Origin of the sequence: Herbidospora daliensis (genome assembly GCF_001570585.1) — a bacterium.
GTDB lineage: Bacteria > Actinomycetota > Actinomycetes > Streptosporangiales > Streptosporangiaceae > Herbidospora > Herbidospora daliensis.
This window is the reverse complement of sequence record NZ_BBXF01000001.1, coordinates 177,847-192,896: the sequence shown is the minus strand read 5'-3', so window position 1 is coordinate 192,896 and position 15,050 is coordinate 177,847. Positions and strand designations below refer to the sequence as shown.

Annotated in this window: 2 protein-coding genes (both only partly in view); both read left to right on the top strand. The window is 72.8% G+C overall.

Translation table 11 applies throughout. From position 1 onward, the window contains the following. Positions 1–7,089 carry the end of a non-ribosomal peptide synthetase gene (locus AW274_RS00700; protein WP_062428309.1) on the top strand. 26,907 nt of this gene lie to the left of the window's left edge, so 7,089 of the gene's 33,996 nt are visible here — the last part of the coding sequence; the start codon falls outside the window, past its left edge; its stop codon occupies positions 7,087–7,089. Then, positions 7,089–15,050 carry the beginning of a non-ribosomal peptide synthase/polyketide synthase gene (locus AW274_RS42515; protein WP_269750539.1) on the top strand. The gene runs 17,580 nt beyond the window's last position, so the window shows 7,962 of its 25,542 coding nt (coding positions 1–7,962); the start codon lies at positions 7,089–7,091; the stop codon falls past the right edge of the window. Before AW274_RS00700 ends, AW274_RS42515 begins: the two co-directional genes overlap by 1 nt.

The window sequence follows — 15,050 nt, the reverse complement described above, 5'->3', positions numbered from 1 at the left end:
GGCGCGGAAGGCATCACCGAGTCCGTCGCCCGCCGCTGGGCTCAGGGCCGGCGGCTGGTCCATGCCTACGGGCCGACTGAGGCCACGGTGATCGTCGCGGCCGGTGAGGTCGACGCCGGCGAGGAGGGGCCGATCTCGTTCGGGCGGCCGATCGCCAACTCCCGGCTGTACCTGCTTGATGACCGGCTCGCGCCGGTTCCGCCCGGTGTGGCGGGAGAGGTGTATGTCGCCGGGCTGGGTCTGGCGCGGGGGTATGTCGCCAGGCCGGGTATGACCGCCGAACGGTTCGTGGCTTCGCCTTTCGACGCCGGTCAGCGCATGTACCGCACCGGCGACCTGGCGAAGTGGACCCCGGACGGCCGGCTGGTTTTCCAGGGTCGCGCCGACGACCAGGTGAAGATCCGCGGGTTCCGCGTCGAGCCCGGTGAGGTCGCCGCTGTTCTGCTGAGGCATCCGGAGGTCGCGCAAGCTGCCGTGGTCGCCCGCGAGGACCGTTTGGTCGCTTATGTGGTGGGCCAGGCGGAGGGCCTGCGGGAGTTCGCCGCCGAGCGGCTGCCCGACTACATGGTCCCGGCCGCCTTCGTCACGCTGGAGGAGCTCCCCCTCACGCCGAACGGGAAGCTCGACCGCCGGGCGCTGCCCGAACCCGAGCACGTCACCGGTTCCGGCAGGGCGCCCGCCACCGTCCAGGAGGAGATTCTCTGCGCCGCGTTCGCGCAGGTCCTGGGCCTGGAGTCCGTGGGGGTCGACGACGGCTTCTTCGACCTGGGCGGGCACTCCCTGCTCGCCGCGCGGCTCGTCTCCCGCATCAGGACCGTCCTCGGGGTCGAGGTGCCGCTGCGGGCGCTGTTCGAGTCGCCGACCCCGGCCGGGCTGGCGGGGATCGTGACCACCGCCACCGGACGGACGCGCGCACCGCTCGTGGCGGGGGAGCGGCCCGAGCGGCCGCCGCTGTCGTTCGCGCAGAGACGGTTGTGGTTCCTCGATCAGCTTGAGGGGCCGAACACGACCTACAACATCCCGATGCCCGTCCATCTCGCCGGCGATCTGGACGTGGCCGCGCTGAACGCGGCGCTGCGGGACGTGATCGGCCGCCATGAGGCGTTGCGCACGGTCTTCCCGTCGGTGGACGGCGAGCCCTACCAGCACGTGCTCGACCTGGACGAGCTCGACTGGGCGCTCCAGCTGGAGGACTCGGAGGACACGGCCCTGGCGGACGCCTGCACGTTCGACCTGGCGAACGAGGTGCCGATCCGGGCCTGGCTCTTCCAGGGGCGGACCCTCGTCGTCGTCATCCACCACATCGCCGGTGACGGCTGGTCGTCGGCGCCGCTCGCCCGTGACCTGTCCACGGCCTACGCGGCCCGCGTCGAGGGCCGGGCCCCCGAGTGGGCGCCGCTGCCGGTCCAGTACGCCGACTACGCCCTCTGGCAGCACGACCTCCTCGGCGGGGAGCTCGCGGAGCAGGTCGGCTACTGGCGGGAGACCCTGGCGGGGCTGCCCGAGGAGCTGGTGCTTCCGGTCGACCGGCCGCGTCCGGCGACCCTGAGCCACGTCGGGCACCGGCTCCCGGTCAGGCTGCCGGCGGAGACCCACCGGCGGCTGACCGAGCTGGCGCGGGCCGAGGGCGTGACGGTGTTCATGGTCGTCCAGGCGGCGCTGGCGGTGACGTTGTCCCGGCTCGGCGCGGGCACCGACATCCCGATCGGGTCGGGGGTGGCGGGGCGGACCGACGAGGCGCTCGACGATCTGGTCGGGTTCTTCGTGAACACGCTGGTCATCCGGACCGATCTGTCGGGTGATCCGGAGTTCCGCGAGGTGCTGGCGCGGGTCCGTGAGGTGAGCCTCGAAGCGCTCGGGCACCAGGACGTGCCGTTCGAGCGGCTCGTGGAGGAGCTCGCGCCCGTCAGGTCGCTGGCCCGGCATCCGCTCGTCCAGGTCATCCTCACGCTGCAGAACACCGAACGGGCCGGGCTGGAGCTGCCGGGGGTCCGGCGGGAGTCCGCGATCGTCGTGGACGGGGCGGAGCTCGCGCCCATACAGGCCGATCTCGAAGTGATGGTCGGGGAAACGTTCGACGAGCAGGGGCGTCCGGCCGGGCTGCGCGGCTCGTTGACGGCCTCCGCCGACCTGTTCTCCGCCGCCACGGCCGAGAGCCTGATCCGGCGCTGGGGGCGGGTGCTCGACACGGTGACCTCCCGGCCGGACGTCCGGCTCCACGAGGTGGACGTGCTGGACGCCGGTGAACGCGAGCACGTCGTCACCGGCTGGAACTCCACGGCGGCCGAGGTGTCGGCCTCGACGGTGGTCGAGTTGTTCGAGCGCCGGGTGGTCGAGGCTCCCGGCGCGGTCGCGGTGGCGGGTTCGCTCACCTATGCCGAGCTGGACGCCCGCGCCAATCAGGTGGCGAATTATCTGCGTGGTGCGGGGGTGGGCGCGGAGTCGGTGGTGGGGTTGTGTTTCCCGCGTGAGGCCGATCTGGTGGCGGCGATCCTCGGCGTGTGGAAGGCGGGTGCGGCGTTCCTGCCGCTGGACGCGGGGCTGCCGGTGGAGCGGATCGCGTTCATGCTGGCCGACAGCCGCGCCCAGCTCGTGTTGGGCACCGACGAGGTGCTCGGGGACCTTCCGGCGGGCCGGGTCAGGCTGGTGGCCATCGACCATCCTCTGCTGGCCATGGGCCCGGCCACTCCGGTGGAGGGGGACGTCGATCCACGGGGATCGGCGTATGTGATCTACACCTCGGGTTCGACCGGGACGCCCAAGGGTGTCGTGGTTCAGCACTCCGGGCTGGTCAACCTGGCTGTCGCGCAGATGGACCATTTCGTGGTGACGCCGGGTTCGCGGGTGTTGCAGTTCGCGTCGATCGGGTTCGACGCGGCGGTGTCGGAGATCGTGATGGCGTTGTGCTCGGGCGCGACGCTGGTCATGACGTCGACCGACGAGGTGCTGGCGGGTGATCTGTCGGGGGTGACGCACGCGACGCTGCCGCCCGCGGTGCTGGGCACCCTGCGGGAGGAGGATCTGGCCTCGGTGACCACCCTCGTGTCGGCGGGTGAGGCGATCGACGCGGGTCTGACGGCCAGGTGGTCGGCGGGGCGGCGGTTCGTCAACGCCTACGGCCCGACCGAGACCACGGTGTGCGCGTCGATGTCGCCGCCGCTCGAACCGGGGGACGAGCCGGTCATTGGTACGCCGATCGCCAACGGCCGCGCCTACGTCCTGGGGGAGGACCTTCAGCCGCTCCCGCCCGGCGTGACCGGGGAACTGTACGTCGCCGGCACACCCCTCGCGCGGGGTTACCTCCGCCGCCCCGCACTCACCGCCGAACGGTTCGTGGCCTCGCCCTTTGCGGCGGGGGAGCGCATGTACCGTACCGGCGACCTGGCGAAGTGGACCCGGGACGGTCAGCTTGTCTTCCTGGGCCGGGCCGACGAGCAGGTCAAGGTGCGCGGGTTCCGGGTCGAGCCCGGCGAGGTCGCCGCCGTCCTGCTCAGGCATCCGGCCGTTTCGCAGGCCGTCGTCGTCGCCCGTGACAGCAGCCTGGTCGCCTATGTCATCGGCGAGACCGAGGGCCTGCGGGAGTTCACGGCCGAGCGGCTGCCCGACTACATGGTCCCCGCGGCGTTCGTCGTGCTCGACGAGCTGCCGCTCACCCCCAACGGCAAGCTCGACCGCCGCGCCCTGCCCGCCCCCGAATACACCTCAGGCGGGGGACGCGGCCCGGAGACCGCGCAGGAAGAGCTGCTGTGCGCGGCGTTCGCCCGGATCCTGGGCCTGAAGACGGTCGGCGTCGACGACGACTTCTTCCAGCTCGGCGGCCACTCCCTGCTGGCCGTCTCCCTCGTCGAGGAGTTGCGGGCGCACGGCGTCTCGGTGTCGGTCCGGGCGCTGTTCGAGTCGCCGACCCCGGCCCGGCTGGCGCGCACGGCGGGAGCCGAGACGGTCGAGGTGCCCGCCAACCGCATCCCCGACGGCGCGGAGACCATCACGCCCGACATGCTCCCGCTGGTCGACCTGACGGAGGCGGAGCTGGACCGGGTCGTCGCCTCGGCCGAGGGCGGCGCGGCCAACGTCAAGGACGTCTATCCGCTGGCCCCCCTCCAGGAGGGCATGCTCTTCCACCACCTTCTCGCCGGAGACGGCGTGGACGCCTACGTGACCGTCCAGATGCTGGAGTTCGACACGCGGTCCCGGCTCGACGCCTTCGCCGCCGCACTTCAGCAGGTCGTCGACCGCCACGACGTCTACCGGACGGGCGTGGTGTGGGAAGGGCTGCGTGAGCCGGTCCAGGTCGTGTGGCGGCGGGCCTCCCTGCCGGTGACCGAGCACACGCTGACCGGGGAGCCGGTGGAGGCCCTGCTCGCGGCGGCCGGGCCGGGCATGGACCTCAGCCGGGCGCCCCTGATGGACCTCCACGTCGCACCCTCGGCCGACGGCCGCTGGCTGGGGCTGGTCAGGATGCACCACATGGTCTCCGACCACCAGGGCATGGACGTGCTGGTCCAGGAGCTCTGGACGGTCCTCGAAGGCGGCGGCGAACTCGCCCCGGCCCTCCCGTTCCGCAACTTCGTCGCCCAGGCTCGCGGCGGGGTCTCCCGCGAGGAGCACGAACGCTTCTTCGCCGACCTGCTCGACGGCGTCACCGAGACCACGGCCCCCTACGGCCTGACCGACGTGCACGGCGACGGCGGCGACGTCGTCGCCGAACAGGTCCCGATCCCGGCCGAGACGACCGCCGTGCTCCGCGCTGCGGCGCGGGACCTCGGCGTGAGCGTGGCGACGATCATGCATGTGGCGTGGGCGCGGGTGGTGTCAGTGGTGTCGGGCCGCGACGACGTGGTGTTCGGGACGGTGTTGTTCGGGCGGATGAACGCGGGTGAGGGTTCGGATCGGGTGGTGGGGCCTTTTATCAACACCCTTCCGGTGCGGGTGCGTTCGGGTCGTGCCGGTGTCCGGGAGGCCGTGGAGGGGATGCGGGCTCAGCTGGCCGGTCTGCTGGAACACGAGCACGCGCCGCTGGCCCTGGCTCAGCAGGCGGCGGGCCTGGAGGGCAACACGCCGCTGTTCACCTCGTTGTTCAACTACCGGCACATCGGCGGGACGGAGGCCGACGCCGCCGACCGGCGGGTGTCGATCGACGGGGTGCGCAACGTCTACTCGCGGGTCCAGAACAGCTACCCGTTGACCGTGTCCGTGAACGACCGGGGCCCGGCCGGGCTCAGCCTGAGCGTCCTGACCTCGGGGAAGACGGACGGGCGCGAGGTCGGGCGGCTGATGTGCGTGGCGGCGGCGAACGTGGCCGCCGCCCTGGCCGAGACCCTGGACGGCGCCCCCGACCCGGCCCTGAGCTCGGTGGACGTGCTCGGCGACGAGGTCCGTGCGCTCCTGAGCACCTGGAACGACACCGCGTCCGACGTGGCGGCGGAGCCGGTGCTGCGGCTGTTCGAGCGGCAGGTGGCGCTGCGTCCGGACGCGGTGGCCGTGGTCGCCGGCGGCCGTGAGCTGACCTATCGGCAACTCGACGAGTGCGCCCGGAGGGTCGCGGCCCGGGTGGCGGGTGCGACGGTGGTGGGGTTGCGGTTGCCGCGTGGCGCGGACATGATCGCGGCGATTCTGGGTGTGTGGAAGGTCGGCGCCGCGTATCTGCCGATCGATCCCGATCTGCCCGTCTCGCGGGTGGAGGCGATGCTGGCCGACGCCGGAGTGGAGATGGTGCTGGACGACCTGTCCGACCTTCCTGAGGTAGAGGCCGAAGCCGGGGCCGGGGACCTGACTGAAGGTGACGGCGATCTGGCTTATGTGATCTTCACTTCTGGTTCGACCGGGACTCCGAAGGGGGTGGCGGTCACTCAGGCGGGGTTGGCCAACTACGTCGCGTCGGTGTCGGCCCGGCTGGGTTGGAGTGAGCCGGGTACCCGGTATGCGCTGCTTCAGCCTCAGGTGACCGATCTGGGGAACACGGTGGTGTTCATCAGCCTGGCGACCGGCGGCGTGTTGCACGTTTTGGATGAACAGGCTGTCACCGATCCCGAACTGGTGGCGGCGTATCTGGCCGAGCATCGGATCGACGCGTTCAAGGCGGTGCCTTCGCATCTGGCGGCGCTGACCTCGGTTGTGGGGGTCGAGCGGTTGATGCCGGCCGATTCGCTGGTCCTGGGTGGGGAAGCGGCCTCGGCGGAGTGGGTGGCCGAGCTGGTGGCCACGGGCCGGCGCGTCTTCAACCACTACGGGCCGACCGAGACGACCATCGGCGTGACCACTGCGGAACTTACCGCCGACGTCGAGCTTGGCACCCCGATCGCCAACACGCATCTGTATGTGCTGGATGAGGCTCTCAGCCCGCTCCCGCCCGGGGTGGCCGGGGAGCTCTATGTGGCGGGGGCCGGTCTGGCGCGGGGGTATGTCTCCCGGCCCGCTCTGACCGCCGAACGGTTCGTGGCCTCGCCCTTTGCGGCGGGGGAGCGCATGTACCGTACCGGCGACTTGGCGAGGTGGACCCCAGACGGGCGACTCGTGTACCTGGGCCGGGCCGATGACCAGGTCAAGGTGCGCGGGTTCCGGGTCGAGCCCGGTGAGGTCGAATCCGTTCTGCTGAGATGTCCGGATGTTTCACAGGCTGCGGTCCTGGCCAGGGATGACCGCCTGATCGCCTATGTCGTCGGCCAGACCGAGGGGCTGCGGGAGTTCGCCGCCGAGCGCCTGCCCGCCTACATGGTCCCCGCCGCCTTCGTCACGTTGGACGAGCTCCCGTTGACCGCCTCGGGCAAGCTCGACCGCCGGGCCCTCCCCGAGCCCGATCGCCCCGTCGTCCGGAGGGAGCCCGCCGACGAGCGGGAGGCGGCGCTGTGCGCGGTGTTCGCGCACGTCCTCGGCCGCGAGTCGGTCGGGGTCGACGACGACTTCTTCCACCTCGGCGGGCACTCGCTGCTCGCGATCCGGCTGCTGTCGCGGATCCGGGCCGAGTTCAGCGTGGAGGTCAAGATCCGAATGCTGTTCGAGGCACCGACCCCGGCGCTGCTCGCAGCGGCCCTTGGGACCCAGAAGTCGGCACGTCCGGCGTTGCGCCCGATGCGTAAGGAGACCCCGTGATGATTCCGCTGTCGTACGCGCAGAGCCGGTTGTGGTTCCTCGGCCAGATGGAGGGACCGAGCCCGACCTACAACATCCCGGTGATCGTGCCGGTGCCGGGCGACGTGGACGCGGTGGCCCTCGGCGCCGCCCTGCGCGACGTGATGACCCGCCACGAGTCGCTGCGCACGGTGTTCCCGGCCGTGGACGGCGAGCCCCATCAGCGGGTGCTGGACATGGCGGACCTGGACTGGGCGCTGGAGGTGCGCGACGTCCCGGACGGCGACCTCGCCGCGGCGGCCGACCGGCTGGTGTGGCACACCTTCGACGTGGCGGCCGAGGCGCCCTTCCGGGCGTGGCTGCTGCGGGCCGGGTCGGGCGAGCGGGTGCTCGTGCTCGTCGTGCACCACATCGCCGCCGACGGGTGGTCGCTGACGCCGCTCGCGCGGGACGTGTCGGCGGCGTACGCGGCGCGGGCGCGCGGCCGGGCGCCGGAGTGGGAGCCGCTGCCGGTGCGCTACTCCGACTACGCGCTCTGGCAACGCGAACTGCTGGGCGACGAGTCCGACCCGGAGAGCCTGCTGTCGGTCCAGGTCGGCTACTGGCGGCGGGCACTCGCCGGGATTCCCGAGGAGCTGACGCTGCCCGCCGACCGGCCGCGCCCGGCGACGGCCGGGCACCGCGGCCATGAGGTGCCGTTCCACGTGCCGGCCGAGACCCATGGGCGGCTGGCGGAGCTGGCCCGCGCCGAAGGGGCGACCACCTTCATGGTGCTGCAGGCGGCGCTGGCGGTGACGCTGTCGCGGCTCGGCGCCGGCGCCGACCTGCCGATCGGCGCCGTCGTCGCGGGCCGGACCGACGAGGCGCTCCATGACATGGTCGGCTTCTTCGTCAACACCCTGGTGATCCGCACCGACCTGGGCGGCGACCCCGACTTCCGCGAGGTGCTGCGCCGCGTGCGGGAGCGCACCCTCGAAGCGCTCGACAACCAGGACGTGCCGTTCGAGAAGCTGGTCGCCGAGCTCGCCCCGGCCCGGTCGACGGCGCGGCACCCGCTCTTCCAGGTGTCCCTGAGCGTGCAGCAGAGCCCGCGCGGGGGCGGCGACGACGCAGTCAGGCTCAGCATGGTGCCCGCGAAGTTCGACCTGGAGGTGGCGGTCTACGAGACGCTCGACGAGCGGGGGCCCTCGGGAATGCGGGGGTCGGTGATCGCCTCGGACGACCTGTTCGACGCCGCGACCGCCGGGCGGATCGGACGTGCGTGGCGGCGGGTCCTGGACCTGGTCGCCGGCGACCCCGCGTTGCGGGTGAGCCGGGTCGACGTGGTCGAGGAGGACGAGCGGCATCTCGTCCTGCGGGCGTGGAACGACACGGCCGCCCCGCCGCCCGCCGCCACCGTGCCGGAGATGATCCGGGGCCGTGCCGTCCGCACGCCGGACGCGACCGCCGTCGTCCACGAGACCCGGACCCTCACCTACGCCGACCTCGACGAGCGCGCCGAACGGGTCGCCGGGCTGCTGACCGGCCTCGGGGTGGGCCGGGGCGACGTCGTCGGCGTCCGCCTGCCGCGCGGGGCCGACCTCGTCGCGGCGGTGCTCGGCGTGTGGCGGGCGCGGGCGGCGTACCTGCCGATCGACCTCGCCGACCCGGCTGAGCGAACCGCGTTCCTGCTGGCCGACAGCGGCGCCTCGGTGCTGCTCGGCGACGGGGGCGTGGCCGTCGCCGACCTGCCTCCGGTCGACGATCAGCCCGTACCGCGCGCGCACCCGCACGACCTCGCCTACGTCATGTACACCTCAGGATCGACCGGCACGCCCAAGGGCGTCGCGGTCACCCACGGCGGGTTGGCCAACTACGTGGCCTGGGCCGCCGACGCCTACGAGGTGGGCCGGGGCGGCGCACCGCTGTTCTCCTCGCCCGCGTTCGACCTGACCGTGACCAGTCTCCTGGTGCCGCTCGCGGCCGGGGCGACCGTCGTGGCCGACCCGACCGGCGGCCCCGACGGGCTGGCCGGTCTGCTTTCCCGGCACGAGGGATTCGACCTGGTCAAGGTCGTGCCGGCCCACCTGCCGATCCTCGCGGAGACGGTGCCCGCAGCCCGGATCGCGGGCGCGGCCCGCCGCTGGATCGTCGGCGGCGCGGCGCTGCCCCCGGCCGACGTGGCGCGGCTCCTGACGGCCGCCCCCGACACCGTCGTCGTCAACGAGTACGGCCCCACCGAGACCGTGGTCGGCTGCGCGGTCCATGAGATCCGCGCGGGTGAGCCCCTCGAAGGTCTGGTGCCCATCGGGCGGCCCATCGCCAACACCCGCCTGTACGTGCTGAACGACGCCCTCCAGCCCGTCCCCGTCGGCGTGATCGGGGAGTTGTACGTCGCCGGGGCCGGACTCGCCCGCGGTTACAGCGGCCGCCCCGGCCTGACGGCCGAACGTTTCACGGCCTCGCCGATCGAGGCGGGGGAGCGCATGTACCGTACCGGCGACCTGGCCCGATGGACCGCCGACGGGCGGCTGGTTTACCTGGGCCGGGCCGACGAACAGGTGAAGGTGCGGGGTTTCCGGGTCGAGCCCGGCGAGGTCGAATCCGTTCTCCTGAGACACCCGGACGTCTCACAGGCCGCGGTCCTGGCCAGGGACGACCGCCTGATCGCCTATGTCGTCGGCGGGACCGAGGGCCTGCGGGAGTTCGCGGCCGAGCGGCTGCCCGACTACATGGTCCCGGCCGTCTTCGTCTCCCTGGACGCCCTCCCGCTCACCTCCAACGGGAAGCTCGACCGGAGGGCGCTGCCCGATCCTGAGCTCCCCGCGGGGACCGGGCGCGCCCCCGCCACCATCCAGGAGAGGCGGCTCTGCGAGGCGTTCGCCGGTGTCCTCGGCCTCGACCACGTCGGCGCCGACGACGACTTCTTCGGGCTGGGCGGCCACTCGCTGCTCGCGGTCCGGCTGGCCTCCCGCATCCGCGCCGCGCTCGGCGTCGAGGTGCCGCTGAAGGTCCTGTTCGAGACGCCCACCCCGGCCGGCCTGGCCGCCCGGTTCACCGAGATCGGCGCCGGCCCCGCCCGTCCGCCGCTGCGCGCCGCCGTGCGGCCGGAGCGGGTGCCGCTGTCGTTCGCCCAGCGGCGGTTGTGGTTCCTGGAGCGGCTCGAAGGGCCCAGCCCGACGTTCAACGTGCCCGTCGTCCTCCGGCTCGCCGAAGACGTGGACGCGACCGCGCTGAACGCCGCGCTGCGGGACGTGATCGGCCGCCACGAGGCGTTGCGCACGGTCTTCCCGTCGGTGGACGGCGAGCCCTACCAGCACGTGCTCGACCTGGACGACCTCGACTGGGCGCTCCAGCTGGAGGACTCGGGGGACGGGGCGACCTCGTACACCTTCGACTTGGCGAACGAGGTGCCGATCCGGGCCTGGCTCCTGGGCGGGCGGACCCTCGTCGTCGTCATCCACCACATCGCCGGCGACGGCTGGTCGCTGACGCCTCTCGGCCGGGACCTCTCGGCGGCGTACACCGCCCGGCTCGCGGGCCGCGCGCCCGAGTGGTCGCCGCTGCCGGTCCAGTACGCCGACTACGCCCTCTGGCAGCGCGACCTGCTCGGTGAGGAACTGCTGGCGGAGCAGGTCGGCTACTGGCGGGAGACCCTGGCCGGGCTGCCCGAGGAACTGGCGCTGCCCGTCGACCGGCCGCGCCCGGCCGCGCCCAGTCATCTGGGGCACGCCACCGACCTGCACGTTCCCGCCGAGGTCCACCGGCGTCTCCTGGACGTGGCGCGGGCCGAGGGCGTGACGGTGTTCATGGCGCTGCAGGCGGCGCTGGCGGTGACGCTGTCCCGGCTCGGCGCCGGGATCGACGTCGCGATCGGGTCGGGGGTGGCGGGGCGGACCGACGAGGCGCTCGACGATCTGGTCGGGTTCTTCGTGAACACGCTGGTCATCCGGACCGATCTGTCGGGTGATCCGGAGTTCCGCGAGGTGCTGGCGCGGGTCCGTGAGGTGAGCCTGGGGGCGCTGGAGCATCAGGACGTGCCGTTCGAGCGGCTCGTGGAGGAGCTCGCGCCCGTCAGGTCGCTGGCCCGGCATCCCCTGGTCCAGGCGATCCTGACGTTGCACAACGTCGAGCGGGCGGGGATGGGGATGCCCGGCGTGCGGCCGGGGACGGCGCCCGCGGCGGACGGGGCGGGGCTCGCGCCGGTCAAGTGCGACCTCGAGGTGATGATCGGGGAGACGTTCGACGAGCAGGGGCGTCCGGCCGGGCTGCGCGGCACGCTGACCGGCTCGGCCGACCTCTTCGAGGCCGCGACCGTGGCACGGCTCATGGGCTGGTTCGGGCGCGTGCTCGAACAGGTGACCGCGTCCCCGGCGACCCGCCTGCACGCCGTCGACCTGCTGGACGCCGGTGAACGCGAGCACGTCGTCACCGGCTGGAACTCCACGGCGGCCGAGGTCCCGGCCTCGACGGTGGTCGAGTTGTTCGAGCGCCGGGTGGTCGAGGCTCCCGGCGCGGTCGCGGTGGCCGGTTCGCTCACCTATGCCGAGCTGGACGCCCGCGCGAACCGGGTGGCGAATTATCTGCGTGGTGCGGGGGTGGGCGCGGAGTCGGTGGTCGGGTTGTGTTTCCCGCGTGGCGCCGATCTGGTGGCGGCGATCCTCGGCGTCTGGAAGGCGGGTGCGGCGTTCCTGCCGCTGGACGTGCGGCTGCCGGTGGAGCGGATCGCGTTCATGCTGGCCGACAGCCGAGCCCAGCTGGTGTTGGGCACCGACGAGGTGCTCGGGGACCTTCCGGCGGGCCGGGTCAGGCTGGTGGCCATCGACCATCCCTTGGTGGCCATGAGCCCGGACACGCCGGTCGACGGCGACCCTGTTCCTGATGGGCTGGCGTATGTGATCTACACCTCGGGTTCGACCGGGACGCCCAAGGGCGTCGCGGTTCAGCACGGGGGTCTGGTCAACCTGGCCGTGGCCCAGATGGCGCACTTCGCCGTCAGGCCGGGTTCGCGGGTGTTGCAGTTCGCCTCGATCGGGTTCGACGCGGCGGTGTCGGAGATCGTGATGGCGGTGTGCTCGGGCGCGACGCTGGTCATGACGTCGACCGACGAGGTGCTGGCGGGTGATCTGTCGGGGGTGACGCACGCGACGCTGCCGCCGGCCGTGCTCGGCACCCTCCGGGAGGAGGATCTGGCCTCGGTGACCACCCTCGTCTCGGCCGGTGAGGCGATCGACGCGGGTCTGGCGGCCAGGTGGTCGGCGGGACGGCGGTTCGTCAACGCCTACGGTCCGACCGAGACCACGGTGTGCGCGTCGATGTCGCCGCCGCTCGAACCGGGAGACGAGCCGGTCATCGGCACGCCGATCGCCAACGGCCGCGCCTATGTCCTGGGTGAGGACCTTCAGCCGCTTCCGCCCGGCGTGACCGGGGAGCTGTACGTGGCGGGGGCCGGTCTGGCGCGGGGGTATGTCTCCCGGGCCGCTCTGACCGCCGAACGGTTCGTGGCCTCGCCCTTCGACGCCGGGCAGCGCATGTACCGTACCGGCGACCTGGCGAAGTGGACCCCCGACGGTCAGCTCGTCTTCCTGGGCCGGGCCGACGAGCAGGTCAAGGTGCGCGGGTTCCGGGTCGAGCCCGGCGAGGTCGCCGCCGTCGTCCTGAGATCTCCGGGTGTTTCGCAGGCGGCGGTCGTGGCCCGGAACGACAGCCTGGTCGCCTATGTCGTCGGCGAGACCGAGGGCCTGCGGGATTTCACGGCCGAGCGGCTGCCCGACTACATGGTGCCGGCGGCGTTCGTCGTGCTCGACGAGTTGCCGCTCACCCCGAACGGCAAGCTCGACCGCCGCGCCCTGCCCGCCCCCGAGTTCGCGGCCGGGACGGGCCGGGCGCCGGCGACGCTCACGGAGGAGCTGCTCTGCGCCGCGTTCGCGCACGTCCTCGGCCTGGAGAGCGTCGGGGTCGACGACGGGTTCTTCGATCTGGGCGGGCACTCGCTGCTCGCCGTGCGGCTGGTGTCGCGCATCCGCGCCACACTCGGCGTGGAACTGCCGCTGCGCACCCTGTTCGAGTCGCCGACCGCGGCCGAGCTCGCCGTGCGGCTGCCGCGCGCCGGAGCGGCCCGGCCGCTGGTACGGGCGGGACACCGCCCCGAGCGGGTCCCGCTCTCGCCTGCGCAGCGGCGCCTGTGGTTCCTCACCCAGCTCAACGGGCCGAACACGATGTACAACATCCCGATCCCGGTCCGCCTCCCCGCCGACGCCGACGTCACCGCGCTGAACGCGGCCCTGCGCGACGTGATCGGCCGGCACGAGTCGCTGCGCACCGTCTTCCCGTCGGTGGACGGCGAGCCCTACCAGCGCGTCCTCGACCTCGACGACCTGGACTGGGCCCTTGAACGGGAGGACTCGCAGGACGTGGCCCTGGCGACCTCCCACACCTTCGACCTGGCGGACGAGATCCCGATCCGGGCGTGGTTGTTCGGCGGCCGGACCCTGGTCGTGGTGATCCACCACATCGCGGGCGACGGCTGGTCGATGGGCCCGCTGAGCCGCGACGTCGCCACCGCCTACGCCGCCCGCCTCCAAGGCCGGGCCCCCGAATGGACCCCCCTCCCCGTCCAGTACGCCGACTACGCCCTCTGGCAGCGGGAACTCCTCGACGACGAGCTGCTGGCCGACCAGATCGGCTACTGGCGCGACGCGCTGTCGGGCGCGCCCGAGGAACTGACCCTGCCGGTCGACCGTCCGCGCCCACCCGTCGCCACCCACGCCGGACACGCGACCCCCGTGCGGATCCCCGCCGAGGCGCACGAACGGCTGGCCGACCTGGCCCGCGCCGAGGGGGCGACGGTGTTCATGGTCGTCCAGGCGGCGCTGGCGGTGACGCTGTCGCGTCTCGGCGCCGGGACCGACATCCCGATCGGCACGGCCGTGGCCGGCCGGACCGACGAGGCGCTCGACAACCTGGTCGGCTTCTTCGTGAACACCCTGGTCATCCGGACCGACCTGTCGGGCGATCCGCTGTTCCGGGAGGTGCTCGGCCGGGTCAGGGAGGCGAGCCTGGGGGCGCTCGCGAACCAGGACGTGCCGTTCGAACGCCTGGTGGAGACCCTGGCGCCGGTCCGATCGCTCGCCCGGCACCCGCTGTTCCAGGTCATGCTGACCATGCAGAACATCGAACGCGCCGAACCGGCCGACGACCGCACCGACGTGGGCGGCCCGTCGACCGCCAAGTTCGACCTCGACGTGGCCCTCGTGGAGACCTTCGACGAGCACGGCCGTCCCGCCGGGCTGCGCGGCGCGGTCAACGCGGCCGTGGACCTGTTCGACACCGACTCCGCCGAACTGCTCGCCCGCCGCTTCGCGGCGGTGCTCGCGCGGGTGGCGGCCGACCCTGACGTGCGGGTTCACGCGGTGGACGTGCTGGAGGAGGGTGAGCGGGAGCGGGTCCTGCGGGGCTGGAACGACACGGCCCGCGAGGTGCCCTCTTCGAGCATCGTGGACCTGATCTCCCGGCAGGCCCCTGACGCGTTCGCGGTCGAGGGTGAACTGACCTATGGGGAGCTGGATCGCCGGTCGGACCGGCTGGCCCGGCGGTTGCTCGCTGTGGGTGTGGGTCCGGAGTCGATCGTGGGGGTGTGCCTGCCGCGTGGCGCGGAGGTGATCGTCGCGATCGTGGGGGTTTGGAAGGCGGGCGCGGCTTATCTGCCGGTTGATCCTGGTAATCCGGCTGAGCGGGTGGGTGCGGTGCTGGCCGATGCCGGGGTGGCGTGCGTGCTGGCCTGTCCCGAAACCCGGCATCTGGTCCCGGCCGGGGTGGAGATCGTTCTCGCGGGCACGAGCACGGGGGATTCTGCGGCTCCGCCCTCTGCGGGGAGCGGGGATCCCTCTGCGAGGAGCGGGGATCCCTTTGCGGGAAGCGGGGATTCCTCTGTGGGAAGCGGGCATTCCTCTGCGGGGAGCAGGGATCCCTTTGCGGGGAGCGGGGATGAGGCGGGCCTTTCG